Genomic DNA, 22,565 nt, shown 5'->3' with positions numbered 1-22,565 from the left:
GCAACCGCTTGCTTAGATTTTTCATTAAATTTCATAACTAGCTCTAAAATTGAATCTTAAAAGAGACAGGCAACGCCGCATAACTTCGTCTCCTCGCTTCGTTCGAGATTTGCTCCGCAAACTCTCACTTCGGTCTCCGACACATTTGCTTTGCCACTCGGTTTGCAAGACGCTCACTAAGGTTCGCTCAAACCTCGTGCCAATTCTTCCGCGCGTTTAGCGCGCTTCAGAACCGCAAACGTCGAGGAGACTCTTTCGTTATCTGCCATGCCGCGCCCCGCGCAATTATACGCCTGCCGTCCGTGGCAGGCTTAATCTTTTAATGAATTTAAGAAAAAGATATTTTTTGTTTTAGGATTCTCTTGGATTCCATAAATATTTGAGGCTCGATTGCTTGTAGACTAGAAATTAATCCCAGAGCTGAATCTATTAGTTTTTCATCTTTGCGGTTCTGGTGACTTCCTAACAATAGTTGCAAATTGTTAATGTACTTAACGCGATGCTTATTTCTAACTTTGATTTTATTATCTGGAGTGATTGCACAACCAGTTATAATTTTCGTTTGATTTTTTGATCTATATTGAAGTTTCTTGCGTTTTATATTCAGTCTATACGATTTTAGTATGGCATTAATTTCTAAATGAAAATCATGCCGTATTCGATCTTGTGAGGAGAATGTTAAGTCATCGACAAAAAGACTGAAAATAAAGTTGTTTGAACTTGCAACCGTTTCAATTTCTTCAAACATATCTGAATATGCCCAGTAAGCTATTAATTGACTTAATGGGCTTCCGGTCGGAATGAAATCATTAAAGCATACTATGTTTGTTAAAATATTTGCTATATCCGAAGCCATTTCTAATTTTTTAAGAAAAAACCGAAATACATATTCTCTTTTGCTATTTCTGTAGAATCCTTCGATGTCCATCAAGGCAGCGTACTTGCTATTTAGATGAGCCAAGGCATTGTCTACATGCGAAAATCCTTTCTTCCCTGAAAAAACAAAATCTGGTGAAAGAATTCTAGATAGAAGAGTATGAAGCCTGTTGTGAATGAATCTATTAAAACCAATTGGTTGTTGTATATCCCTTGTTCCTTGCGGAAAACATCGATATCTTTCTGTAAGCGGCATATTTTCTAGATATATTAGTCTTTTTGATTTTGTATTTAAATATTCGGCAAGCTTATCAATGCTTTTTAATCGAAAGAAAGGACTATTTTTAATCGAGTGGTACTTTTGATGCTTCATTTTCTATTTTATACAAAAATTCGACTATCTTAGTGGAAAGTATTTTGCGAAACTTATTACTATCCTTTTCAAAACCTTCTGCGATATACATTAGTGTTGAAGTTTTTGTATTTAAGACCTCCGCATATTTATTCAATATATCTAATGTGACTTTCTTTTTTCCTTTTTCAATTTCTGAGAGATAACTTGTGGAAATCTCTAGTTTCTTTGCAAATTCATTGGCCTTAAAGTCGTTGAATACGCGTAACAGCCGCAGAAATTCGTGCATTATTTGCCCCCAATTTATTTTACCGAGTTAGTAAGCGGTTAGTTTCAGATCTTGCGTCCTTACTTCAATAGCTTCCCGATCAATTCAATGATCAAAAGTAGGAGTCTAATGACTCCTTTCTTATTTTTCCAAAGCCAGTTCAGTAGCTTTTCCGAAACACGCTGTCGTTTACTAGGCTTTTTACGAGATGGTTTAATCATCTTATTTCTCCTTAAATTCAGAATTCATAGATTCTGCCCTCGTGTAGGAGATTACGGCACAACAACGTTTTTCACCGCTTGCTACTCTCATGCTGGCGCGTCCCTCGTGCGCCGCCTCCCGGACCCGCTAGAGCCAGGGAAAGTTTAGTTCCAAAGGAACCCCAGATAAATGACATAGAGGTTGGCATTTATCCCCAAGTGCTTTCGCACCGAGTAGCCGGTTTGCTTAGCTAAGGATGATTGGAATATGTCTCCTTTAAAAAGCAACCATAAAATTTACTAGTGGCGAATTTTTTTCGCAATTCTGCGATCCTATGGAGAAAAGCTTGTTCCGGTTTTTTGAACCGGTTCACCCGAACGCTTCGCGATCGGGACGCGGAGTCCTCGCTTTACTCTTACTAATAGCCCTCGTTAAAACTGCTTCGCAGATTATACTCGGGCTCTCTTTGGTGATTTAATGATTTCATTGGTCGTAAATACAGAGTAAAAGAAGAATGGAGATTTCTTATAGATCTTCATAAACTTTAAGAATTCATCCATGTATAATCTGCATTTGCCAGATTCTATCTTGGAAACCTGGCTTCTGCTTCTTTTGATCATTTTACCAACTTGCGCCTGAGTAAGGTTCGCTTCTATCCTAGCTACTTTAAGCTGATGATAGAAAGCTTTCTTCTCTTCCTCGGAAATTCTCCTAATGATCTCCGATTTAGGCCATTTTCGGACAAAATTTTGAGACTTGTTTTTGGACTTTCCTATCATAAAAGGAACCTTTTCGAACAGAGATTAGTAAAGAATATGCGCCCCACGGTATACTGCGTTCACTTTTTGTCAACTCTGCCGCAATATACCGTGTGTGGATTTCGAAGAATTTTTAGTAAAAGTCGGAAAAAATATTCAGAAAGTTCGGAAGGAAAAAGGGCTAACTCAGGAAAATATGGATGAAGGCGATTACGCAGTTCCTGTAAGAACTTTACAAGACATTGAAGCGGGTAGGGCTAATTTTACTGCTAACTCAATTTTCAAGCTTTCTAAACGATTAAAAGTTAAGCCCAAAGACTTATTGGATATCTGAAGAGCATATCGTTAAGTCTTAAATCGTAAATCTATTGGCGTTCCCTAACCGGCTTCGCCTTCCGTGGCTACGCCGGTTAGACATTCGGGGCGCGGCACAGCAGATAACTAAAAATTGTCGCGGCGCTGCGGGTTCGCTTCGCGACCCTTGCTTGGGCTTCGCCAAATTCCGCTTTGTCACTCGTCTTGCAAAGCAAGCCTCGCGCCAAGTCCTTCGGACGCGCGGAACTTCGACAATTATCTATCGTTATGCGCCATTCCGCTTCGTTTTTATTTGGATTTAGTCGAGTCTGGAAAAGAGAATGCGTGTATTTCCGCTTTAAGGCTTAGCGCGCAATTTATAAATTTTTTTTGGCTCGCGGAACAGCGCATAACTAACGCTTCCCGCTCCGCTCGGAATCGCGGTGCGATCCTCGCTCCGGGTTCCACCACATCGCTTCGCTCACGAAGTTAAAGAGTAAAAGAGAAATATTTTAGTAAGAAGCGTTTCGCGTCCCTTCGGGACCAGCGACGTCGGGAAGCTTTGTCGTTATGCGCAATCAGCAAAGGAACTAAAAGATAAATGAAAGAAACATTTTTAGATATTCCGATAAAACGTTACGTAGCTTATGTTATCATTGTTTTGGTTGTTCAAACGCTTATAGCTTTCTTGGTGAGTCATGAAGTAACGAGAAATGTATTACTTGTCATAACCGGAGGTTTATTTTCGTTAATTGGGGGATTCGTCGGTCACTTCCTTGTTCGTTTTAAGGTATATCTGGATTTACTACACCTTGCTAGAAAAATGAAAGGAATGCTTGGATTTCTTCCAGATATAGAGCAGACTGATAGCTTATATAGTTTTTGGGCGCGGCTTCTTGGAAAGTCATCTGATAAACCTAAAGCTTATGCGTCTATGGTAAAAGTTGCCGACTATGTAAGATCACACTTCTTTGCTGATAACCCTGCTGCATTTGAAGCATTCTTTCGTGATGAGATTTCAACTCTTTCGGAGGAAGATAAGGTGACAATTGGAACTTTTCTTGTCTCAGAAGATCCTGAAGGTAAATGGAGAAGAAAGTATGATAGAACTTCTGTATACTCGGAAATTGCGGAACGCGCAGAATCAAATGCTAAACTGGTTCAAGATTTACGTGAGTTTATTAAGGCGGAAGAGGTTAGTCTTCGATTTGCAAATATTTTCCGCTCTCGCGAGTTTGATTTAAATACGCCATATCTTATTCTTGGAAAATTTGCTAATATTCAAGCGATTGGCAGCATTCTTACAGAATGGGTCACTGCTAACCCTTTTATACCAATTCGCGCATCTGGTTATGCTAATTTTCCAGAAGCTATCAAAGGAGGCAATGTTCTCATCTATCTGTTTATTCCTCCAAAATTTTATCGTAGTGCAGAGCAATTATTCAAAGCAATCGCGGCGGAGTATTCTAAGAGACATGGAGATATTGAACAAGTTTTCCTTGTAATAGCTTCAGTTTTTTATGATTCTTCATATATACACATTGGAACTCAAATCAAATATACAAATTCTCTTGTCAAAGGTTTAAGGCAATTCTTGTTTTTCAAAACTGGGAACAGGCGCTTTTCTACCGGTGTTGATATAGGTAAAGAACTACTAAATTCTACTGATCAGATAACTTTTCAAAGAATTATTCAAAGGTTGCCGCTTCGCTACTATGTCAAAGGCTTAGCTTTAATTTCCATTGAAATGCGTGCACTTGACAGTGCCAGTGCAAATATCTACAGTCGTTTTTCCTCAATTTATGAATTCTTCGCACTTCCTGAAAGCGAAGCATTTCAAGTTCTTAAATCCTCTATGGATATGCGCTCGCTCAGATATACACAACAGCATTATAGTATATTAAATACCTCGAAAAAGAAGTATAAAACCAATAAAGAATCAATTATAGATGCTCGACTTCTTGCAATTTACCAAAGCATGAAAAATGGTCATATTCGATTTCAAAGATTAATAAATGGAAATTAGGTGATGCTGACTGCGCATAACTTCGTCTCCTCGCTCCGTTCGAGATTTGCTCCGCAAACTCTCACTCTGGCCTCCGGCACATTGCTTTGCCACTTCGGTTCGCGGGCGCTCGCTATGGCTCGCTCGAACCTCGTGTCAACTCCTCGCGCTTAAGCGCTTCGGAGACGCAACGTCGAGGAGACTCTTTCGTTATGCGCAAAAGCCCCAAAAATAATTTTGAATACAAGATCTAAGATAAGAGGCACAAGTCTCAATCGTTAATGAAATAAGGCTTGACTTTGGTAACATCATTGTATACACTAAGTTGTAACGAGTTAAAACATGGTCAAAAAGCTAATTCAACACGGCAACAGTTCTGCATTAATTATAGAAAAACCAATTCTTGAACTTTTACATATTACTTCAGATACTTCTTTGGATATTAGTACTGATGGTAAAAGTTTAATTATCACGCCTATCGATAAAAAATTAGAAACAAGTCTTGGAAAAATAAATAAGAAACATGGCAAGACGCTAAAACGACTTGCTGAATGAGTTCTATTAGATATTTATCTTATGAAGAGATTCTTTACATCCATAAGAACCAAATAGAAGAATACGGCGGTTCTTACGGGATTAGAGATAAGAATCTCCTTGAATCCGCGATCGCGCAACCACAGTCAGGATTTGATAATCAAGAGTTTCACGTTGGCCTAACACAAAAAGCAGCAGCATATTTATTTTATCTTTGTAAAAATCACGCTTTTATAGATGGAAATAAACGAGTCGCACTTGCGTCAGCTCTGATTTTCCTAGATTTAAACGGAGTTGAAATAGAAGATGAAGAAGATTCATTGTATGAACTTACGATCGGAGTTGCTGATGGAAGTGTTTCATTAGAGAGCATTATTAAGACTTTTGAAAAATTAAAGTCTTAATTCATTTATACTAAAGGGGCTTCAGCGCATAACTTCATCTCCTCGCTTCGTTCGAGATTTGCTTCGCAAACTCTCACTCCGGCTCCGCACATTGCTTTGTCACTTCGGTTCGCGAGCCGTTCGCTATGGCGCACCGAACCTCGTGCCAACTCCTTCGCGCACAGGCGCTCGGAGACGCAACGTCGAGGAGACTCTTTCGTTATGCGCCATTCCGCTTCGCTTTTATTTGGGTTTAGTCGAGTTTGGTAAAAGAGAATTGCGCGTATTTCCGCTTTAAGGCTTAGCTCGCAATTTATAACCTTTTTTTGGCTTGCGGAACAGCGCATAACTAACGCTTCCCGCTCCGCTCGGAATCGCAATGCGATCCTCGCTCCGGGTTCCACCACATCGCTTCGCTCACGAAGTTAAAAAGTAAAAGAAAAGTATTTTAGTAAGAATCGTTTCGCGTCCCTTCGGGATCAGCGACGTCGGGAAGCTTTGTCGTTAGCCGAAATATGTGCGGTAATTAATTATGAAAAAAGAAATTGATTCCATTGATGTAACTCCTAAAAAGAATATTTTTAGATCAATAATAGCAGACTATAATGCACAGACTGCAATCTGCGAATTAATTGATAATGCGATCGATTTATGGGTAAAGAAAGATAAAAAGTATAAACTTCTAATTGATATTGAGATTAGAATCGATCAGCAGTTGATTAGAGTTCGTGACAATTCTGGCGGCATTAAAAAAGAAGATTTATCTTTAATCGTTGGTCCGGGACATTCTGGAAACTTACCTGAAGAGCAAATAATTGGAATTTTTGGTGTCGGGTCAAAAAGAGCAGTAGTTGCATTAGCTCAACATGTTACTATAAAATCAAGATATCGGGATAAGGACACATACCAAATTGAATTTGATGATGATTGGTTGAAAGATGAATCTTGGGAATTGCCTGTTTATATTATAGAAAAAATCGAAAATGGAACGACAATTATCGAACTAACTAAACTAAGGGAAGTCGTATCCAAAACAGACATTGGAAATATACAATCTCATATAAGTGCTACATACGGAAAATTTTTAAAAAACCAGAATCTTGAAATAGTTATAAATAAAGAGAAAGCTAAGCCAAGTTATTTTGATAATAAGTGGTCCTTTAATCCAGATTTCTCTCCAAAAGCATATTCTACAGTCATAAAAATGGAAGATCGTTCGGTCAATTTTACATTAACGGCCGGATTACTTTCTGAAGGTGGGGATGCTGGTTATGGTGATTATGGGCTATACGTTTATTGTAACGATCGTTTAATCGCGAGAGCTTTAAAGAGTTTTGAAGTTGGTTTTACGCAAGGGAAAGTCGGAGTGCCTCACGGTTCAATATCATTAGTTCGTGTGATTATTGAATTTAATGGAGAAGCAAATCATATGCCATGGAATAGTAGTAAATCTGGCATTGATACGAAACATAAGCTATTTCTTCTAACCCGCGATAAAATAATAGAAATGCTCACCTATCATGCATCACTTTGTCGTAGGTTAAATTCTGAACGAGAAGCAAAGGTCTTTCCTTTCAAAGAGGGCAAGATTCAAAAGCTTAAGATTGATTCAATAGGAGAAATTGATAGTACCAATCTAACTCCTTTACCTAAAACTAAACCAAGAGAAGCGGATTTAATAAAAAAAGTCAACGCAGGTTTAGGAACTTTAAAGCCTTGGACAGTTGGTTTATATGAATCGATTATTGCAGCGCAATCTATATTTAAGCAAAGGTTAGATCAAAAAAATAGAATTGCACTAATCGTAACTGATAGTAATTTAGAAATCGGTTTCAAAGAATATTTATTGAATGAGTCGGGTGAAACGTATTCAGAAGTTAGATTAAAAGATCTCTTTAAGAATAGATCTGAAGTAGTCAAAGAAGTTCAAAAACATATCAAAGGTAAGATAAAAAAAGAAGATTGGGATAAAATCACTTACTTTTATCGGTTGCGATGTGATCTTGTACATAGTCGAGCAGATACGACTGTCACTGATAGACAGATAATACAATTCCTAAAGCTTGCAAAAAATATTTTGTCTATCTTATTTGGAATTAAGTTTAAATAAGCGCATACTTCGCCTAACTTCGGCTCCTCGCTTCGTTCGGAATCGCTATTGCGATTCTCACTTCAGCTTCACAAATCACTTACTGCTCCCGTTCGCAAGATCCGACTCAGGTCACTCGAATCACATGCCCGTCACTAGGCCAAGTATAACCCATTAGCAGCAATTGTAATAAAAGACTTCGGAATGTATTCCGTTACGCCTAAATTAGGTGTCTATTTAGCGGATGCAAATACGATCGAGAGTATTAAACTATCGGGCGCTGAACTCTTAGTTTTAGGCACTATTCAAAAACGAAATAACACGATTCGTTTTGATGCGCGTATAGTCAATATCGTGGATGGAAAAATTCTTTCCGTTGCGATTTCGGCAATCCGCCGCCAATCCTTACATATTAAAGTTGTATGACGATTATCCAGATAATAAAAAAGAATATATAGGAGTAATTCATTCGAATGAAGAATGGCAAGTATTGGATACGTTTGTCGAACCCAATTCGTTCGTAAGTATAGAAGCGGAAGGAAGTTGGTCTATGACTAACGATAAATATTCGTTTGGAGCAAGATGAGTAAAAGAAAATCCGTCGGAGTCGGGTGACTATAGGCTTTACAGTCATTTAAGTCACGGACAATCGGTTCGTAGATTCAACACTGAGAAGGATTTTCTATTTTCAACGGGCGAATATGAATTTACTGTGGATGGATATCCTGAATGTCGAATCAATGACGAAGATTTGCAAAACAATACCGGTTCGCTTAAAGTTATGATTCATCATCATAGTATTTCTAAGGAATTGAAGACTACGGTTTCGCTCGTGGTCTGCCTGATCCTGATTTGACTCATTGCGTTTCTTAGATTCCTTTTTCGCTTCGAATCATAAATAGCGATGAACAACGACGATTTACAGATCGTTACGTCAGTTCAAAAAGAAAAAAGTGAGATGAAGCGGTGAAGGAGGGAACTCCCGCCGTTGACAATTACAATCCTATCCTTTAAACTAAACTCAATCGCATCGCAAAAGGAACCGTCATGAGAAAAATAATCGTACTCGAATTTTTAACTCTGGACGGTGTTATACAAGCCGGAGGTGGACCGGACGAAGATACAAGCGGTGGCTTTGTATATGGCGGATGGTCGGTTCCATATTCGGACGAAGTCATCGGAACGGTTATGAAAAAGCAGATGACCGTTCCGTTCGATCTGTTGTTAGGGCGAAAGACTTTCGAAATTTGGGAACCGTACTGGCCGAAACATTCCGACTTTTGGCCGGAGGTCATGTCGGCAACCAAATACGTAGTCTCGAATACGCTGACTTCCAGTGAATGGCAACGGTCTTCGTTTTTAAGCGGAGACATTCTTGAAAAAATAAAAAAACTGAAACAAGAATCGGGTCCGAACTTACACGTTTACGGAAGCGCCAATCTCGTGCAAACGCTTATGAAACACGATTTAGTCGATGAGTTCTGGTTAAAAATTTATCCGATTACCTTGGGGAGCGGAAAACGTTTGTTTGTCGACGGCACGATCCCTGCTGCATTCAAAGTGACGGAAAGTCAAATCTCTCCGAACGGAATCATTATCGTAAATTACGAACGCGCAGGCGAGGTTCAAACGGGAAGATTTTGAATATTATGTTATTCTAAATAACTCCGTATCATAAAGAGATATGCGCCCCGTAAACCGTACCGACATAGATTAAAAATCTCCACAATGCATCCCGCCGATTCTCCTCACTCCAACGCCCAAAATGAAATCCCATATCACCGTTTTAATCCGTAATTCAACAAAAGACGTCGATAAATCTTTAAAACAAATTCTTGAGCCGCATCGACTGGATGAAGACAACGTCGCATCGATTCGCTCTCATCATTGGGACTATTGGTATTTCCCGAACGAACCGATTCTTTTCGACGAAGAATTCAGAACGAGCCACGCGGATTCATCAACGGAAATATTGGAAAATTCAAGTTACGTCCGAAATCTGCCGGAAGAATATTCAACTTCCGGAATCATTCTTTTGGACGGATCTTGGATCGACCTTCAAGACTTCGGCTGGAAGATGCTCCGGGAACCCTCGACCAAAAACGATGAGGCCTGGAAGAAATGGGCGATCGCGTCGCATCGAATTTTAGCGGAGAATCGAGAACAAATTTGCGTACAAGTAATCCTTCATAGTTGAAAAAAATCCGAATCCGATGTCCAATTTTCTCCAACTCGATTGATAAAGAGGCGAACATCTAAACAAATTGGAGAACAAAAAATGAACCTGTTCGCATTAATATGTTATTCGGACATAGACAACGGAGTCGATTTATGATACGGAAACGGTGGGTTTGGCCGATCTTAATTCTTCCGTTTCTTGTTTTGCTGATCGTTTGTGCCGGACTTTGGTCCGCGAGCAATCAACTTTTATTCCCGTCTTGGCACGGAGTCGTTCAGGATCTTTCCGTTTGTAACCAAGATGCGGAAAAACATTGGGGTAAGAACTGCGGAAATTTAAGAACGACGAAAGAATACGAATTCAAAGAGGTTCAAATTCTTTCCATAAACGGTTACCGACTTCCGGGTTGGATGATCGAAACTGAACCGAACGGATTTGCTCGAGCAAGAGGAGCGATCGTTTTGGTTCACGGGGGCGGAAGCGATCGAAGAGAAATGACGCGACATCTTCGATTCTTTTTAAAAAACAAACTCGATGTGTTGACCTTTGATCTCGGTTGTCACGGAGAAGCGCCTTGTCCGGTAGAAGGATTGACGTACGGGCAAAGAGAATCGCGGGACGTATTCTCTTCTTATCTTTATCTTTCGAAAAAATATCAAAAAGTTTACGCAATGGGTTCTTCGATCGGAGCGGGTTCGATTCTGATCGCATTGCCTCAAATGCCGAAGTTGAATGGAGTTATCGTCGAGAATCCGATGGAGAGTTTTCAAAGATTGATCTCGGATTCTCCCGAAGCGCAATCTGCGCCGAAGAAGTTCGTTCAGGCGATGATCGACTTATCGATGTTACGCGGTAAGTTCGACGGATTGTTGAGCCCGAAAAATTCTTTGCCGCTTGCAAATGGAATTCCGATTTATTTCGTTCACAGTCGAAAAGATCGAGTCGTTTCCTATCGGCAAACGCAGGAATTGTTCGACTTATATGCGGGGCCTAAGACGATTTGGCTTCCCGATTTCGGAGATCACGGAACCATTCGAGAAACGAACCCGGCCGAGTATGAACAAAAACTTTCGAACTTTTTAATGCGAACGGAGTAACGTTATGGAAGAATTCTTAATTTTAATGCGACTGGATCTTTTGACAAAGGAAGCCCAACCTTCTCCGGAACAACTCGAAACGTATATGAAACAATATCACGATTGGGTGGGAAAAATCATTTCCGATCAAAAATTCTCCGGAGGAACGGGCTTATCGACGGAAGGCAAAGTGATCCGATCGGGCGGCATCGTAACCGACGGTCCTTATGTGGATATCAAAGAATCGATCGCGGGTTTTATCGTAATCAAAGCGAAGGACTTCGAAGAAGCAACGAACATCGCGAAACAATGTCCGATCTTAAACGGAGAAGGGAACAGCGTGGAAGTCAGAAAGGTCATGGGTGTCCACGAGAACAAATAGAAAACCGATTCTTCTTTTGATCCAAGGAAGAATGATTTTACGATGGAGAATGGAGAATTAATACCGCATCTTTTTCGAACGGAATACGGAAAGATCGTTTCCGTTCTTTCCAAACGTTTCGGTCTGGATCGTATGGAAATTGCGGAGGACATCGCGAGTGAAACTTTTTTAACCGCGTCTCAGGTTTGGGGAATCAAAGGGGTTCCTCAAAATCCGAGCGCGTGGTTGTATAACGTCGCGAAGAATAAGGCCAAAAATTTTCTACAACGCGATTCCTTATACTCGGATAAGATCCTTCCCGAACTCAAAAGGGCGCATACTACGTCCTTGGAAAATTCTTGTGAAAAGGATGTAGATCTTACTTCGCATAACATTCTGGACAGTCAACTTCAGATGATGTTTACGATCTGTCATCCTTCGATTTCGGAGGAAGCGCAGATCGGTTTATCGCTTCGTATTCTTTGCGGTTTCGGAATCGAGGAGATTGCGGACGCGTTTTTGACGAATAAGGAAACGATCAACAAACGTTTGTTTCGCGCCAAAGAGAAATTGAAAGAGGAAAAGATTCGGATCGAACTTCCGAGTTCCTCCGAGATCGAGGATCGTTTAAACGTTGTTTTGCGAACGATCTATCTTTTGTTCAATGAAGGATATCTTTCCGCGAGTCAAAACGAGATTCTTCGGAAGGATCTTTGTCTGGAAGCGTTTCGTTTGTGTCGCATTCTCGCCGAAAACGAAATCACAAACCTTCCTCAGACGAACGCGCTTTTATCCCTGATTTGTTTTCATTCTTCCCGATTTGCCGCGAGACAAAACGAAAGGGGAGAATCGATTCTTTACGAAGATCAGGATCCGGATCTTTGGGATCGGAATCTCATCGTTCAAGGCGGATATTTTCTGAGTCTTTCGGCAAAGGGAGATCATATTTCTAAATATCATCTGGAAGCGGAAATAGCGTATTGGCATACTCAAAAAGAAGATTCTCGGAATAAATGGGAGAATATTCTGCAGGTCTACGATCGCTTGCTAAAAATTGAATATTCTTCCTTTGCCGATTTGAATCGGATCTACGTTTTTTCCAAAGTGAACGGAAAGGAAGCCGCGCTCCTCGAAGCGAAAAAACTCTCACTCAACGAGAATCGTTTTTATCATGCGCTTTTAGGAGAACTCTACTCGAATTTTGACGATGTAAAAGCGAAAGCGAGTTTTGAAAAGGCCCTTTCTCTTGCAAAGACTCAATCCGACCGGTCTGCTCTTCAAAAAAGAATAGATCGCTTCTGAAACTGCTGACGGACAAGGTCGCGGTCAGACCTTCCGTTTCCCTTTAATATTTTAAACCGACTTAAAAACCATAGATAACGATTTTATACTAAGTCAGCGACATTTATGGAGGACATAATTGAGACTTTCCCTAAAAGATATTGATGATATATTCTCGGCTTTGATCGAGTTGGATTCAGACAAACAGGACTATCAAATTTCCATAAAGGAATACACCGCGTGTTTGTCCAAAGAACATCTGATGAAAATTCTTATCGGTAAAAAGAGCGAGAGTTGGCAATCCTTTAAGACGGATCTTGTTTCTTATCTATCCAAATTGGGTTTTGAATGGAAGCCATCGCAAGGCCAAGGTGGCCCGATGAAATTGACTAAGGTGTATCTTCCTCGTGGAATCGGAACTCTTCTTGCGAAGCGAATTTTTGATACGATACAAGACGGAGAATTGGGAGAGGCCTTATCTTTCATTTTTCCGAATATGATGAATTACTTAAAAAACGATCCTTCGATTTTGAACCTCTCGGCGGTGCGAGAAGGTTTTAAGGATTATGTTTTCAACAACAGCACCTATAAGTTTAAGAGAGGCAAGGGAAATTATTTTTATAAGACGAAAAACGAATTCGTCTATTATGGAAACGAGAACAAACAAGACGAGATCGGTCTTGGAAAATTAATTCTTCCTAAGCTCGCGGAATGTCTTTCTTTGGAAGTCAGAGACGCTCAATTCGATCGGGGAGGCGGTAAACTTCAGAATTATGATTTCGTAGGATATAAGATCGAATCGGATCTGAATTTCGACACTCTTTCGGTTTACACTTTTGAATTGAAGGCTTCGAATTCGATCGACTCGATCACAAAAGCAATCAGTCAGGCGATCAATTATAAATCTTTTTCAAATTATTCGTATATTATCATTCCGATGTTTGATTATGAACTCTTCCACGATAAGGATCGTTTTGAAACGTTTAAACAACTCTGTAGCGCGAACGAGATTGGAATCATTTCAATTGAATTCAACGAGAACAACGAACTCAAGGAAGTCTATGAAGTGACTTCTCCTCCGAGAAGAGAACTTTTTGAAAAAACTACCGCTTTTGAAATACTTGAGAATGAGAATTTGGAAACCTGTCCGCTTTGTAAAAGAATTGTTTCTAAAACGGGAAGAAATAATTGTTCTTGGCTACTGGCGATCGATAACGACAATCAATGTATGAAACTGCTAATGGACAAGGCCGCGGTCAGACTTTCCGTTTCCTAAACCCCTTCTTTTTCGAATCGATTCGTTTTTATAAGACGATTAAAAACAAAGAAGGCTAATTCATTCTAAGTTCTTGCTTTCTCCGATAAGATTTCAATCTTTGGTTTGAATTCATCGGAGAAGGATAATTGTCGGAATGAACGCCGTAAAAAATAAAAACGCATTTTTGATTTGTATGCTCCTCGGACTCGGTTCCGTTTTGGGACTTTCCGGGATCGACTTGGTTCTTCCGAGCATTCCTTCCTTACCCGAAATTTTGGGCGGCGATCAGACGCGTTCCCAGTTTGTGATCGCGTCCTTTATCGCGGGAACCGCTTTCGGGATGATTCTTTTCGGAAACGTTTCGTCCAAGATCGGAACTTCTTCTCTTCTTTTTTTCTCGCTTACGTTATACGCCATTGCTTCCTTTGTTTGTTCCTTTGCGGAGAATCTGGACGTTCTGATTCTTTGCAGATTCTTTCAAGGGCTTTTCTCTTCCGCACCCGCCGTTCTGGCTCCGGGGATCGCAAAAAATCTTTACGACGAAAAGGGAGCGACCAAGGCTCTTGGAATGTTGGGAAGCGTGGAATCTTTGGTTCCCGCGCTGGCTCCGATTTTAGGAGTTTGGCTTTTGACTTTCGGGACTTGGAAGTATTCTTTTTTTCTCACCGCATCTCTTTCCATTCTTCTTGCGCTTGTTTTTTTGTTCATTCGCATCGACAGCGTCGGCGTTCCATCGAACGGAAAACGAGGATCTTATCTTTCCTTACTAAAATCCCCCGTCTTTCAAAGATATTCTCTCAGCCAAGCCTTGAACTTAGGCGGTTTGTTGGTTTTCGTTTTCGGCGCTCCGGTTGTGATCGTGAAAACGATGCACTCGGATATCTCCAAGTTCGCGCAGATGCAAACGATCGGAGTCGCGTTTTTTATCGCGGGCGCGGTTTTATCTCCTTCCGTTCTGAGTCGAAAACTCAAACCGGAAAGTTTGATTACGATCGGAACCTTTTGTTCTTTGATCTCTTCGATTCTTTTGGTAGTATATTCAATTTTTGGAAACAACGATCCGAATGTTGTTCTTATGATTTTTCCTTTGATGAACGTCGGCTTGGGACTTCGCGGACCGACCGGATTTTTAAGAGGAATCATCTCCGCGAACGGAGACGACAACCGGGCTTCTTCCCTGATTCTTCTTTCGATCATTACGGTCACTTCGGGCGGAACCGCGCTCATCGCTCCGTTTTTGAACTACGGCCTTTTCGCTTTGAGTTTATTTGCGGGTTGTTTGCATTTGGCGGCTTGTTTGATTTTACTTTTCCTGCCTAAGTTGCCCGAACCTTGAGAAATTGAGATTGTTCTGAAGTCGTCGGATCGAAAACAAGTATATTATGATCCAGGAACTTCAGCTTCGCGTTGTCCCGGAAGTTGCGGGACAAGACGAGGCGCTTAAGAACTACGTTTCGAAAAAGATAAAAATCGATTCGAGTGAGATTCGTCACATCGAAGTTCTCGGACGTTCCATCGATGCGAGACAAAGAACGGTTTATTACAATCTTAAGGTTTTGGTTTTTATCCGAGAGGACTTCGTAGAGAAGCCGATTCTTCTTCCGGACTTTCCGAATGTTTCGAACGCGGAAGAGGTGATCGTGATCGGCGCCGGACCAGCGGGGCTTTTCGCTTGTCTTCAATTGATTCTTTCCGGTTTAAAACCGGTTCTTTTGGAAAGAGGAAAAGACGTCTCCAAACGACCTTTCGATTTACGAGAAGTGAATATTCATCACAACGTAAACGAGGATTCCAATTATTGTTTCGGAGAAGGCGGAGCGGGAACCTACTCGGACGGTAAACTTTACACAAGATCCAAAAAGAGAGGAAACGTTCGGCAGATTCTCGAGTGGCTCGTCGGATTCGGAGCGGACAAGGATATTCTCGTCGAAGCGCATCCTCATATCGGCACCAATAAACTTCCTAAGATCGTAAGACGAATCCGCGAAAAAATCGTGGAGATGGGCGGTGAAGTTCATTTCGAAAAAAGAGTGACCGACTTTTTATTAAACGGAAATCAGATGCAAGGTGTGGTTACGAAGGATGGGGACAAGTTCCATTCAAAAAACGTAATCCTTGCGACCGGTCATTCCGCGAGAGATATCTTCGAGTTGTTGTATCGGAAAGGAATCGAACTCGAACTCAAACCGATCGCGGTCGGCGTTCGAGTGGAACACAAACAGTCCTTGATCGATTCGATTCAATATCGTTGCGACGTGCGCGATCCTTATCTTCCTCCTTCTCCTTACAGCGTGGTGAAACAGGTCGAGGGGAGAGGGGTTTATTCTTTTTGTATGTGTCCCGGAGGAGTTGTCGCTCCTTGTGCGACGAAACCGGAAGAGATCGTTACGAACGGTTGGTCTTCTTCTAAACGGGCGCGGCCTTCCGCGAACTCGGGGATCGTAGTCGAGTTGAGAATGGAGGACTTTCAACCGTTCGCAAAACACGGTCCCTTGGCCGCGATGGAATTTCAAAAGGCCATCGAACATAAGGCTTGGATCGCCGGGGGTCGTACTCAAAAAGCCCCCGCTCAAAAACTTACGGACTTTGTGGAAGGAAGAATCTCTTCCGATCTTCCGAGAACTTCTTATACGCCCGGAATCACTTCTGTCGAGTTGAAAGAGGTTCTTCCGGACTTCGTTTATCAATCTTTACGGAAAGGTTTTCGGGAATTCGATCGTTCTATGAAAGGTTATCTTACGAACGAAGCGATCGTTCACGCTCCCGAAACAAGAACCTCTTCTCCGGTTTGTATTCCGCGGGACGGAGAAACCTTACAACATATTCGGATTCAAGGTTTGTATCCCTGCGGAGAAGGCGCGGGTTACGCGGGAGGAATCGTTTCCGCCGCCATGGATGGAATCCGATCTGCGACGGCCTGCGCTTCCGCGAAGGCGAGTTGACGAAACGTTTCTGACCTTCGGGGTATATGAGGAGATTCTAATATGAAATTGAGTTCCGCGGTTCTTCCGTTTCTTTTCGCCTTGATCGCCGCGATCGGAAACGCATTCTACGCGTATGGTCAGAAAAAATCCGCGCCGACTGCGGGGCCGTTTCTGTTTTTGATTCCCACGTTGATCGTTTGTATTTTTCTTTTGATCGTATCCCTGTTCTTTTACAAACCCGGGGATTGGAAGAATTATCTTTCTCAGAATCGGATTTATTTTTGGTTGAGCGGAGCGGGGCTTTACTTTACGTTCTTGGGATTTTATCTTCTTTATAGCAGATACGGAACTTCGTATTATATTTTATACGCCGTTTTGTCGATCTTGACGACTTCGATCTTCGTGGGCGCGTTTCTCTTTTCGGAACGTTTAAACCTGTATCATTATTTTTCGATCCTGGCCGCGTTCGCGGCGATTCTTCTTTTTAACCTCGGACAAAACGTTTCGAAATGATTTTTGAATGAGAATGGAACCGGATCCGATCCTTCTGGATCAACTCAAAAGTTTACACGCTCAGGGGAAAGAACATCTACACGGTGATCTTCTGACCCATCTGATCGGGACCTTTTACATCTTGGAGGAGTGGGGTTCCTCAATCGATCTATGCAATGCCGGTCTCTATCACGCTGTTTATGGAACGTTTGCCTTTCAGGATTCTCTTTTGGAAACGACCGCTCGTAAAGAAGTGGAGAACTTGATCGGAAGCAAAGCGGAAACGTTAGTCTATCTTTATGGAACCTGCGATCGGAATCATCTTTACGCTCAATTCGGAAACGGAAAACCGATTCTACATAAGAATCGGATTACGGACGAAGTCCGGGTTTTAGAAGGAAGAATGTTAAACGAACTCTGCGAATTAACGGCGGCCAACGAACTTCAACTCGCAACTACAGACGATGTGTTTCTGAAAGAATACGGATCGGAACTCAAGGATTTGTTCGAAAGAATGGATCCTTATCTTTCAAAAAACGCCTCGAATCTGTGCAAATCCGTTTTTTTGGAATATTAGAGATTCATAAACTGTTTGTTCAGGGTTTCCAAATCCCGAATCAAATCGGCGGGTTTGGGTTGGATCGTTTTTGCGAGTTTCATTCCGTCGTCGATCAGATCGAGGATCAGTTTTTTTTCGGCGATCGCTCTCGCGGAAGGCATCGACTTTCTTTCGTTTCTGTAAATCGAAGCCTTTTCGTCGATGATGGAGACGATCTTATTCAACGCGTGAATCTTCGCCTGTTCTTCTCCCATAAAAACCTCCGTGCTTTTGCGAGAGTTTAACCGGTTTGAGAATTTCGGAAAGCTATTTTTGAAATCGTTTCCGCAGAACGGATGTTAGGGTCTCTCTTTCCGTCCAAAGGAGAAGGGCGCAAATCGCGGCGCTTGCAAGAGCCAAGAAGAATAAAAGGCCTCCGTCGTTTTCCTGTTCGATCCCGATCACGAATAGATGGGAAAGAATCGCACCCGACATCAACCCGAGTCCGAGCAGGGAACCGAACCAGTTGAATCCCGGCACGAATAAAAGAACCGCCGCGATCAGTTCTAAAACGCCCGTGCCGATTCTTCCCCAAGGCTCCATACCGAGTTTCGTGAAGATCAAAACCGATTCGGGCGCGCCCGTGAATTTGTAGAATAGGGTTTGTAAAAATATGAATGCGACCGCGGCGCGTGGAATATAAAGTAAGAATTTTTTGGGAAAGGACTCGGATTGGAACAAGAATATTTCTCCTTAGGATTCTTCGGAGTTCTTCGAGTCTTTCTCGAAAAGGGTTACACTTAGGAAAGAATTTTACGAGCGCTTCGTATTAAAAAAGCCCGATGAAAACCAAGGTTTCCAACGGGCTATCCTTTCGAAACACTTCGCTCTTTTTTTAAAAAGACGAGTGAAAGTTCAACGATACATCTCTTCGATCTCGTTTTTATACTTATCCGCCACCACGTTCCGTTTGATTTTCATGGTTTGTGTCAGTTCCTCTCCGGGTTCGAATTTTTTATCGAGAATCCGGAAGTTGGAAACCTTTTCGAAATTTTTAAAACCGTTTTCGCTCGAGACTAGGTTCTTGATCTCGTTTTTGAAAAGTGCGATCACGTCCGCGTCTCCGTTCAAATTTCGGACTTCGCTTAACATTTTGGAGCGGAGTTCCTTCAGATATTTTTCCAAAGCTTCCTCGTTCGGCACGATCAACGCTCCGAGAGTTTTCTGATCGTGTCCCACCACCATAGCCTGATGGATGAATTGGCTTCGAACAAGAGCGAATTCGATCGGCTCGGGCTCCAAATTCTCCCCGCCTAAAAGAACGATTGTATCCTTGGCTCTTCCGGAATACTTCAATTCTCCGGAAGTCGTCCAAGTCAAAAGATCTCCCGAGTTCAACCATCCGTCCGAACTCAAAATCTCCTTCGTCTTTTCCGGTTCCTTGTAATAACCTTTCATGACGTGATCGCCCTTATGCCAAGCGATTCCCTTGACTCCGGGTTTGGTGATCTCTTTTCCTTTTTCGTCCATGAGTTTGATCTGAACTCCGGGGATACAACGTCCGAGCGTTCCCACCGTGATCTCGCCTAAAATTCTTCGGGTGGAAATACCGGACAACTCGGTCATTCCGTATCCTTCGAGAATCGGAATTCCGATCGCGTTAAAGAACGTATCGATGTATTGAGGCAATGCGCCCGCGCCGGAAAGTGCGAATCTCAATTCTCCGCCTAATCCTTGTTTGATTTTGTTGAACGCGAGTTGTGCGATCTGATTCGGAATCCAAAGAAGAATCACGATCCAAAGCGAGATGAATTTCTGCCAAAGAGAAGCGAACGTGGATTCTTCCGTTAACGAATATTCCAAACCTTGCAAGCGCGAGATATGTTTGTAATACGTGATCGCGATTTCCTTAAACGCTCCGAACAAAGCCTGTTGAACGGGGGAAGCTCCTCTGACCTTATCGTGGATTTTGTTGTAAAGACTTTCCCAAACCCTCGGAACCGAAAGAAGCAATGTCGGTTTAATATCCGACAGATCCTGACTGAGCGTGGAGATGGAAGTGAAAGCCTCGGCTCCTCCGGCGCGCACGCAGATGGTTTCGACCAATCGTTCCGCGATATGCCAAGGGGGAAGATACGCCATACTTCGATCGGTCGGATATACGTTGAGGTCGTCGCCTAACAACGCGCTGTCGACGTTGAACACGATGTTTCTATGGGACAACATCACGCCTTTCGGTTTTCCGGTTGTTCCCGAAGTGTACACGATGGTCGCGAGATCCTCTTCGCGGATCGCGGAACCTCTTTTGTGAAACTCGTCCTTTCCCTTGCTTTGGATCCAAGCCTTTCCTTTCTGAATCAAGTCGTTTAACAAAATGATTTCGAAGGGTTCCGTGTTTTCGAGAGTTCCCTTCTGATCGAACAGAACGATCTTTTTGAGATGCGGAAATTCCGATTTCTGCGCGAGCACCTTTTTTAATGCGACTTCGTTTTCCAAAAACGCGATCGAACATTCCGCGTGGTTGAGAATATAACGAAGATCTTCTCCCGTGGAATCGGTTCCTCTCGGAACGTCCACACATCCGATGTTCGTAATTCCCATACTACACCAAAGCCAACGCGCGCCCGAGTCCGCGATCAGACCGATCGGAGTTCCGGGTTCCAGCCCTAAAGAGATAAGACCCGAGCCGATTTGTTGAACCGTTTCATAAAGGTTTTTGAAACTATTCGCCTGATAATTCTTACCGTCCGGTTTGTAATATTGCGCCGTATGATCCGCGAACGTTTCCGCAGAAGCTTTCATAACATGGTATAGGGTTTTGGATTGGATTTTCGGAATGGGATTGGTTTTCATAGCAGGGAAGGATTCTAAGAAAACCTTTCATTCAGTCGAGAAAATTTTTGATTCTTTAGAAATTCCGAATCAAGCCGCAATCGTTGCAAGAATGAAAACGCCGAGTCTTTAGTGTTGGATTCGGTTCCTTCCCGAGGATTTCGCCTCGTATAGATTGCGATCCGAGATGGAAATCAAATCCTGAACCGAAGCCGCGTCCGATTCCACGGTGCACGCGATCCCGATCGAAACCGTAATCTTCGCGAACGGACTTTTGATATGCGTGAGTTCCATCGCTTCGATTTTCTCGAGAATATTTAATGCGACAACGACCGCCCCGTCGATCGGAGTGTCGGGAAGGATCACCGCGAATTCTTCCCCGCCGTATCGAGTGACCATATCATGCGATCTTCTCAGACTCGCGCGGATCTCCCTTGCTACCCGGATCAAGGCGCGATCTCCTTCCACGTGACCGTACGTATCGTTGAACTGTTTGAAAAAATCCACGTCGATCATCAGAAGGGAAAGGGGAGAATGGTGTCTCGAAGAACGGCTCCACGCCATCCGGATTTGTTCGTCGAAATATCTCCGATTGAAAATCCGAGTGAGAGGATCCATATACGAAAGTTCTTCGAGTTTGCCAGCGTATTCTTCGATTTCCTCTTTTTCCTTTCGAATCGTTCGTATCCTTTCCGAAAGCGCGAGAGATAAAAACAACACGCTGAGAATGATCCCCGTTTGTAAAAACGGAATCGCGGGCGCGTCCTTTAAAAAGAATCCGAATCGACTCAGTGCGAAGATGATTCCTCCCGAAAGAGTGAAGAACCAAGCCGTTAAAAAGATGATCGCCTTACGATCCCCTTTGATCGCCCTGAAAAAGGAAATCAAAAAGATCACGGTCATCTGCAAAAGAGGAAACAAAGAAGTGAACGGAATCAGATAACGTCCGGGAAGAATCGGAATCAAAAATCCCAAGGCGACCCCGGCCCAAAGGGACGCTTTTAAAAACAGATTGAGAAGGGAATAATTCTTTTTCGTATCCAGATACGAAGCGAGAAACAAGGCCATAAAGATCATCATCAGGGCGATCGCTTCCAAATGAAGCTGATTGATAAAGATCGGCTGATTTTGAAAAAACCATTCGAACGCGTATCCCGGAAGGATCATCTGATGCAGAAGCACAGCGAGAATTAAAAAAGAATAATATAGTAAATATCGTTCGCGGATTCCGACGTAAAGAAACAGGTTGAAGAGCGCCATTACGGCTAACGCGCCGAAAAAGGCCGAATCTTTGGCGAGTTCCACCTTCGTTTCGCGGATTCTTTCCTTGTTCTCGTAGAGGGTCATGGACAAACTGAGAGCGCCTTCCGAAAACACCCGAACCAAAATTCTCGCCTTACCCTTGTTAGAGATCGGCAGAGGAAACACGAACAATTTGTTTTCGATCGGTCTGGAACGAAACGGAAGCGAGTCTCCGGTTTTATATTCTCCCTTGAGTCCCGCCGAGGTTTGATAGTAAAGATCGACCTGATCCAAATGAGGATAGTGTAAGGCGAGGGAGAATTCTTGATTTACTTTCTCCGGAGTTTCCACGTCGAAAACCAGCCAATACGGAACCGGATCGTATCCGAAACCGAAGGTGGAGTTTTGAATCTCTCGAACCGGAATGTTTTCGAGATCGTTGAAAAAATTCTCGGGAAGATAACGGGATTCCGGATCCCGTATCAGATAAACGGATTTGATAAGAGGTTGTTTACCGGGGAACTCGGGTTTGACGATCACCGCGGGATCAAGAGCGAATAACGAATGAACGGAAAGGAATATTCCGAAAATAAAAAGCGGAAATTTCATTCGAACGGGATTT

Annotated in this window: 23 protein-coding genes; 16 read left to right on the top strand and 7 right to left on the bottom strand. The window is 42.4% G+C overall.

What is annotated here, in order from left to right; all coding sequences use genetic code 11:
* Positions 1 to 328: 328 nt before the first annotated feature.
* From LEP1GSC052_RS01120 to LEP1GSC052_RS21740, 3 genes are all read right to left on the bottom strand, one after another.
* Positions 329 to 1,249 (bottom strand): reverse transcriptase family protein, encoded by a 921-nt coding sequence (locus tag LEP1GSC052_RS01120; RefSeq protein WP_010572341.1) that lies wholly within the window; start codon positions 1,247 to 1,249, stop codon positions 329 to 331.
* A complete protein-coding gene (locus tag LEP1GSC052_RS01115; RefSeq protein WP_244265261.1) occupies positions 1,221 to 1,517 on the bottom strand; it encodes a helix-turn-helix domain-containing protein in 297 nt (98 codons plus the stop codon). The genes LEP1GSC052_RS01120 and LEP1GSC052_RS01115 overlap by 29 nt, the downstream gene beginning before the upstream one ends.
* A 629-nt stretch (positions 1,518 to 2,146) precedes the next feature.
* Positions 2,147 to 2,317 carry a hypothetical protein gene (locus LEP1GSC052_RS21740; RefSeq protein WP_341853227.1) on the bottom strand — a complete coding sequence of 57 codons (171 nt, stop codon included), beginning with the start codon at positions 2,315 to 2,317 and terminating at the stop codon, positions 2,147 to 2,149.
* A gap of 253 nt (positions 2,318 to 2,570) precedes the next feature.
* On the opposite strand from LEP1GSC052_RS21740, the gene LEP1GSC052_RS01105 reads away from it, so the two are divergent.
* The 16 genes from LEP1GSC052_RS01105 to LEP1GSC052_RS01025 all read left to right on the top strand — a co-directional run bounded on the left by LEP1GSC052_RS01105 (position 2,571) and on the right by LEP1GSC052_RS01025 (position 17,908).
* Entirely contained in the window at positions 2,571 to 2,789 is a 219-nt protein-coding gene (locus LEP1GSC052_RS01105; RefSeq protein WP_010572344.1) for a helix-turn-helix domain-containing protein, read from the top strand.
* Positions 2,790 to 3,350: 561 nt separating this feature from the next.
* Positions 3,351 to 4,775: a hypothetical protein gene (locus LEP1GSC052_RS01100; RefSeq protein WP_010572345.1), complete on the top strand. Its 1,425-nt coding sequence runs from the start codon at positions 3,351 to 3,353 to the stop codon at positions 4,773 to 4,775.
* A gap of 321 nt (positions 4,776 to 5,096) precedes the next feature.
* Complete coding sequence (locus LEP1GSC052_RS01095; RefSeq protein WP_010572346.1) at positions 5,097 to 5,309, top strand: AbrB/MazE/SpoVT family DNA-binding domain-containing protein; 213 nt, start codon at positions 5,097 to 5,099, stop codon at positions 5,307 to 5,309.
* The gene (locus LEP1GSC052_RS01090) at positions 5,306 to 5,692 is read left to right on the top strand and encodes a type II toxin-antitoxin system death-on-curing family toxin (protein WP_010572347.1); all 387 of its coding nucleotides are present in this window, start codon (positions 5,306 to 5,308) and stop codon (positions 5,690 to 5,692) included. The genes LEP1GSC052_RS01095 and LEP1GSC052_RS01090 overlap by 4 nt, the downstream gene beginning before the upstream one ends.
* Positions 5,693 to 6,203: 511 nt before the next feature.
* The gene (locus LEP1GSC052_RS01080; protein WP_010572349.1) at positions 6,204 to 7,781 is read left to right on the top strand and encodes an ATP-binding protein; all 1,578 of its coding nucleotides are present in this window, start codon (positions 6,204 to 6,206) and stop codon (positions 7,779 to 7,781) included.
* Between the two features lie 183 nt (positions 7,782 to 7,964).
* Positions 7,965 to 8,186, top strand: a complete 222-nt coding sequence (locus tag LEP1GSC052_RS21565; protein ID WP_010572350.1) for a FlgO family outer membrane protein — start codon at positions 7,965 to 7,967, stop codon at positions 8,184 to 8,186.
* Positions 8,187 to 8,807: 621 nt separating this feature from the next.
* Complete coding sequence (locus LEP1GSC052_RS01070) at positions 8,808 to 9,404, top strand: dihydrofolate reductase family protein (RefSeq protein ID WP_020985399.1); 597 nt, start codon at positions 8,808 to 8,810, stop codon at positions 9,402 to 9,404.
* 121 nt (positions 9,405 to 9,525) lie between these two features.
* Positions 9,526 to 9,957 (top strand): hypothetical protein, encoded by a 432-nt coding sequence (locus tag LEP1GSC052_RS01065; protein ID WP_010572351.1) that lies wholly within the window; start codon positions 9,526 to 9,528, stop codon positions 9,955 to 9,957.
* A 134-nt stretch (positions 9,958 to 10,091) separates the two neighbouring features.
* Positions 10,092 to 11,036 carry an alpha/beta hydrolase gene (locus LEP1GSC052_RS01060; RefSeq protein WP_010572352.1) on the top strand — a complete coding sequence of 315 codons (945 nt, stop codon included), beginning with the start codon at positions 10,092 to 10,094 and terminating at the stop codon, positions 11,034 to 11,036.
* Positions 11,037 to 11,040: 4 nt separating this feature from the next.
* A complete protein-coding gene (locus tag LEP1GSC052_RS01055) occupies positions 11,041 to 11,397 on the top strand; it encodes a YciI family protein (protein WP_010572353.1) in 357 nt (118 codons plus the stop codon).
* Between the two features lie 42 nt (positions 11,398 to 11,439).
* Positions 11,440 to 12,678 (top strand): RNA polymerase sigma factor, encoded by a 1,239-nt coding sequence (locus tag LEP1GSC052_RS01050; RefSeq protein ID WP_010572354.1) that lies wholly within the window; start codon positions 11,440 to 11,442, stop codon positions 12,676 to 12,678.
* 118 nt (positions 12,679 to 12,796) lie between these two features.
* Positions 12,797 to 13,933, top strand: a complete 1,137-nt coding sequence (locus LEP1GSC052_RS01045) for a hypothetical protein (protein WP_020985429.1) — start codon at positions 12,797 to 12,799, stop codon at positions 13,931 to 13,933.
* Between the two features lie 136 nt (positions 13,934 to 14,069).
* On the top strand, positions 14,070 to 15,251 hold the full coding sequence (locus LEP1GSC052_RS01040) for an MFS transporter (RefSeq protein ID WP_010572356.1): 1,182 nt from the start codon (positions 14,070 to 14,072) through the stop codon (positions 15,249 to 15,251).
* Positions 15,252 to 15,297: 46 nt separating this feature from the next.
* Positions 15,298 to 16,857, top strand: coding sequence for an NAD(P)/FAD-dependent oxidoreductase (locus LEP1GSC052_RS01035; protein ID WP_010572357.1), 1,560 nt, complete (start codon positions 15,298 to 15,300; stop codon positions 16,855 to 16,857).
* 42 nt (positions 16,858 to 16,899) lie between these two features.
* Positions 16,900 to 17,352, top strand: coding sequence for an EamA family transporter (locus tag LEP1GSC052_RS01030; RefSeq protein ID WP_010572358.1), 453 nt, complete (start codon positions 16,900 to 16,902; stop codon positions 17,350 to 17,352).
* A gap of 13 nt (positions 17,353 to 17,365) precedes the next feature.
* Positions 17,366 to 17,908 (top strand): DUF6817 domain-containing protein, encoded by a 543-nt coding sequence (locus LEP1GSC052_RS01025; protein ID WP_040912687.1) that lies wholly within the window; start codon positions 17,366 to 17,368, stop codon positions 17,906 to 17,908.
* Here the strand turns inward: LEP1GSC052_RS01025 and LEP1GSC052_RS01020 are convergent.
* The 4 genes from LEP1GSC052_RS01020 to LEP1GSC052_RS01005 all read right to left on the bottom strand — a co-directional run bounded on the left by LEP1GSC052_RS01020 (position 17,905) and on the right by LEP1GSC052_RS01005 (position 22,552).
* Complete coding sequence (locus LEP1GSC052_RS01020; RefSeq protein ID WP_010572360.1) at positions 17,905 to 18,144, bottom strand: hypothetical protein; 240 nt, start codon at positions 18,142 to 18,144, stop codon at positions 17,905 to 17,907. The two genes, LEP1GSC052_RS01025 and LEP1GSC052_RS01020, sit on opposite strands and share 4 nt — an antisense overlap.
* A gap of 52 nt (positions 18,145 to 18,196) precedes the next feature.
* Positions 18,197 to 18,610 carry a DoxX family protein gene (locus LEP1GSC052_RS01015; protein ID WP_010572361.1) on the bottom strand — a complete coding sequence of 138 codons (414 nt, stop codon included), beginning with the start codon at positions 18,608 to 18,610 and terminating at the stop codon, positions 18,197 to 18,199.
* Positions 18,611 to 18,784: 174 nt separating this feature from the next.
* On the bottom strand, positions 18,785 to 20,722 hold the full coding sequence (locus LEP1GSC052_RS01010) for a long-chain fatty acid--CoA ligase (protein WP_040912632.1): 1,938 nt from the start codon (positions 20,720 to 20,722) through the stop codon (positions 18,785 to 18,787).
* Between the two features lie 108 nt (positions 20,723 to 20,830).
* Complete coding sequence (locus tag LEP1GSC052_RS01005) at positions 20,831 to 22,552, bottom strand: sensor domain-containing diguanylate cyclase (RefSeq protein WP_010572363.1); 1,722 nt, start codon at positions 22,550 to 22,552, stop codon at positions 20,831 to 20,833.
* Between the last annotated feature and the right edge of the window lie 13 nt (positions 22,553 to 22,565).

It is taken from the genome of Leptospira kmetyi serovar Malaysia str. Bejo-Iso9, assembly GCF_000243735.2.
Classification (GTDB): Bacteria; Spirochaetota; Leptospiria; order Leptospirales; family Leptospiraceae; genus Leptospira; species Leptospira kmetyi.
This window is presented reverse-complemented; position numbering and strand designations above follow the sequence as displayed.